The 3,803-nt window shown below is 39.0% G+C and carries 2 protein-coding genes and 1 pseudogene; all 3 read right to left on the bottom strand.

What is annotated here, in order from left to right; translation table 11 throughout:
• Nucleotides 1-417 (bottom strand): annotated as a pseudogene (locus A5295_RS05635) (hypothetical protein); the annotation flags it as partial.
• 163 nt (nt 418-580) lie between these two features.
• On the bottom strand, nt 581-2,659 hold the full coding sequence (locus tag A5295_RS05630) for a YhgE/Pip domain-containing protein (RefSeq protein WP_064622103.1): 2,079 nt from the start codon (nt 2,657-2,659) through the stop codon (nt 581-583).
• Nucleotides 2,649-3,416 carry an ATP-binding cassette domain-containing protein gene (locus A5295_RS05625; RefSeq protein ID WP_032842527.1) on the bottom strand — a complete coding sequence of 256 codons (768 nt, stop codon included), beginning with the start codon at nt 3,414-3,416 and terminating at the stop codon, nt 2,649-2,651. The genes A5295_RS05630 and A5295_RS05625 overlap by 11 nt, the downstream gene beginning before the upstream one ends.
• Nucleotides 3,417-3,803 lie beyond the last annotated feature (387 nt).

Genomic DNA, 3,803 nt, shown 5'->3' with positions numbered 1-3,803 from the left:
AAAACCGCCAATGTCTCCAACGCCATCGCAAATTAAATCATTTGAAGAAACAACGTCACTGTAATCTTTATTTGCAGCAAAAACCTTCGAACGTGACACATATTTATAATTCTTCCGAAGAATAAGCTCCGGAATATCCCTATCGCTCATATTGACTAACGCGTAAGAATACTTACTTTTGCTAGTATCAATTTCTGAATCAGCTTCATTAAGGTTATATTTATCAGCGTTTGCTAAAACTTTTTTATATAAAGCTGCTACTTTTGCATTAATAACATTAACCTTTTTTGCACTATCAGCAGCTTTTGTATTTGCGCCATTTTGATTTGAGCATCCTGAACATAATGGCATAAAAAGAAACAGCGAAAGTGCTAATGCAATAAATTTTTTTAGCTTCACCGCAATTCCATTAGGCATAACTACCCCTTCTCAAACTTTAACTAATTGTAAGCAAGCAAGTTAAATATTCTAATACTACGTTGTAATGTTTGGAAACTGCATAAATTTAGGTTACTTAAATATAAAAAGCCTGCGCAAAAGCTATTCACTCTTACGCAGGTTAGTATTAGATAAGCGACGCTTACGCCTCAAGCGTTATCACAGGATGCAAATCAAACATCGTTACAGTACGCTTCATGCGCGCAACGATGCTTGTTATAGCAATCGCAATCACGCCGAAAAGCACAAGCATTTCAATGCCGAAAACTATTTCGCCACTGTTCTTTCCAGCCATTGCTTGACGCAACCCCATAATCGAGTACGTCATTGGCAAGTATGGGTGAACAGCTCTAAAGAATGCCGGCGTCATTTGAACTGGGAATGTTCCTGCAGAGCTTGTGATTTGCAACATAAGCAGCACAATTGCAACTATTCGCCCTGGTATGTGGAAAATCACCATAATCATTTGCATTATTGCCATAAACATTATGGATGCAATAATTCCAAGACCATAGAACGCAAGAACGTTGTCAATTTGCAACTTTAACACAACGTGCACTACGCCCATAAGAATTACAGCTTGTACAACGCCCATAATCACAAACGGCGTTAAGCTAATAAGCGCACTCTTAAGCGGATTCATGCCATTTAGTATCGCTCGCCTATCCATAACTCTCAAAACAAAGGTTGCCATAAGAGCACCGACCCAAAGTCCGATGGAAATAAAGTAAGGAGCGAAACCTGTTCCGTAATTTTCAACGTGAGAATACTCGTGTTCTTCCAAGGAAACCGGCGCGCTCATCATCTTACTTTTTTGCACGATATTGTTGATTTTTCCAGACTTTTGAGAATTCTTAAGCCCGTCATGCAACTTTTTTGCGCCTTCAACCAGCTTTGGAGTATTATCCGATAGCTTCTTAGCTCCGGAATTAAGCTGATCAGAACCGTTCACTATTTTCGCTGAACCTTGTGCAGCTGCATTCACACCATTATTTAGTTTCTCGCTACCGTTACTTACTTGAGCCAAGCCTTCAGCAAGACTATTCGCTCCAGCAGCAAGCTTATTTGAGCCAGTATTAACAGCTTCAACACCTTGAGATATTGCGTCAGCTCCGCCCTTTATTTGCAAACTGCCAGCAGAAAGCTTGTCTGCTCCAGCGCTTAAAGCAGAAAGATTTGTTTCTAGAAGATCAGAATTCTCACTTAATCCTCCAGCCAAACCTTGCAAACTAGCAAGCACATCTTCCTTAGTAACTCTAGGATCTTGCGCTTTCATAAGAAGACCCATAATTTGTGCTTTTGTTTCAGCATTTCCAGCCTTAACACGTTCTTCTAATTCGCTGCTTGAAGCTGCAAGCTTTTGCGCACCATCGTAAAATTCGCTTGTTGCTGCCGATAGTTTTTGAGTTCCTTTGCTTAATTGTTGAGCTCCGTTTGCTAAATCTTGCGTTTTTTGAGCAAGATATTGCGCGCCTGCTTTACTTCTAGCGTTTGCTTTAGAAAGAGTATTCGCTCCTTTTTGAAGCTCACTTAATCCGCCTTGAAGTTTTCGCAAAGATTGTGAAAGTTGATTAGATCCATCTGCAAGCTTATTTACTCCATTTTGCAAAGATTTTGAGCCTTCATGCAAAGCACCAGCACCATTTACTGCGTCACCAAGAGAATCAGAAGCAGAATTAACTTTCGCAAACATGTTCTCCCAATACTCTTGAGCAATCGCCTCGCTGATTTCGCTACGCATAGTATGGAAAGCAGTTTTGCCAATCTGAGATGCCAGCATATTACTTGCCTGATCGTACTTTACGTGAAGTTTTGCTTTAGTAGGAGTTTCATATTGCGCAGAAGCAATGCACTTACTGAAGGAAGCTGGAATGGTTGCTACCATAAAATAGTTGCCATTTTTAAGACCCTTATTCGCTTCAGAACTATTTACAAAATTCCATTGGAAGCCCTCACTACCATCTTTTTGATTCTTTAAGCGAGTTTTGATTTCGTTTCCAATGTTACGCATTTTGCCGTTAATCACAGCGCCATTGTCTTCAACAACAACAGCTACAGGCACAGTATTCAAAGTCTTATAAGGATTAGTAAATGCCCACAAATAAAGCGATCCGTATAAAAGTGGAATCAAAGCTACGGTTCCAATAACAAGCTTTCGAGCTTTTCCTTTCAACGTATTGTTAAGCTCTCGAAATGCAAGAGCAAGAGTATTAACGCGCATTGTTTTCACCACCATTTGCTTCACTTGTACCAAGCTGTGAATCAATATGAGAATTTTCTGATTCCCCATGATTTGGGCTTAGTCTTAAGACTTGATCAGCTTGCTTTTCTAACTCACTTTGCAAAACTCCAACAAGGCAAGAGCAGTAATTTTTACTAACATACGCGCGAATATCGGAAAATAGGCATTCGCTTTGCTCGCTAGTAAGCTCCGTTTCAATTCCATCAACAAATAGCAGCCACGGCTTTTTTAACAAAGCAAGCGCAATTGCCAAACGCATGCGCTCGCACGGAGTCAACTCTCCTATTGCTGTTTCGTGAGGAGAAAATACTTTCCATTGAGCTAACACGTTGTAAGCGTACTGCTGTAAAGCTTCACGGTTTTTAACATCATTTTTGTATTGCTTCAAAAATAGAGGCGAGCGCGCTGCTAGTTTCAACTCGCTCATAAGAACTTCTTCTATTGTTTGCGTTTTATAAAATTCGTTAATTCCGCTAAATAATCCCAAACCAACGTATTGTCGAGATTCTTGGAAATCATTAGGAAGAGTTACGTCCGCAATAGTAAGAATTCCATTAGTGAATTTCATATAACCAGATAATGCAAGCAGCAAAGCTGATTTTCCAGAACCATGTTCGCCTGAAATTGCAACGATTTGATGAGGTGCAACTTTTAGCGACACATCCCAAAATGGCGATCTTCTAAATCTTTTTAACCCTAATTCTTTAGCTTCTAAAAACGTTTGTTCCTCTTGCATAATTTGTATGTTTGACGCTTATTGCTTAGACACAACGCAGTATCTAAATTTCGCTTAGAGCGCCAGGCATTCCTCCTTACTCTAAATAACCAATTTTCAATTTTCAATTTTTAATTTTGTTGTTTGTGTTTGTTGTTTATTTTTAGATTTTCGCAATTAGCAAAACAATTTTTACTTTTCACATTGCTTTATCGCTATTTTTAGCGATAAACTCACGTTGCAATGCTGCATAAAACGGTGCAAAACCGGACATTTGGTGATTATTCTTAATTCTTCACCACTGATACCTTAGGGTACTCTTTTGGGTAAACAATTGTTAAGCTACTTCAATCTTTCTGTTGAATTGTTTATATTTCATCTTTAATTAAGAAACATGTTGTAAACACT

This window comes from Gardnerella sp. 26-12 (genome assembly GCF_001660745.1).
In the GTDB taxonomy this organism is placed as follows: domain Bacteria; phylum Actinomycetota; class Actinomycetes; order Actinomycetales; family Bifidobacteriaceae; genus Bifidobacterium; species Bifidobacterium swidsinskii.
This window is presented reverse-complemented; position numbering and strand designations above follow the sequence as displayed.

Bases quoted from the DNA above. Each gene is read 5' to 3' on its own strand.
- A5295_RS05630 (WP_064622103.1), bottom strand. From the start codon at position 2,659: ATGCGCGTTAATACTCTTGCTCTTGCATTTCGAGAGCTTAACAATACG.
- A5295_RS05625 (WP_032842527.1), bottom strand. From the start codon at position 3,416: ATGCAAGAGGAACAAACGTTTTTAGAAGCTAAAGAATTAGGGTTAAAA.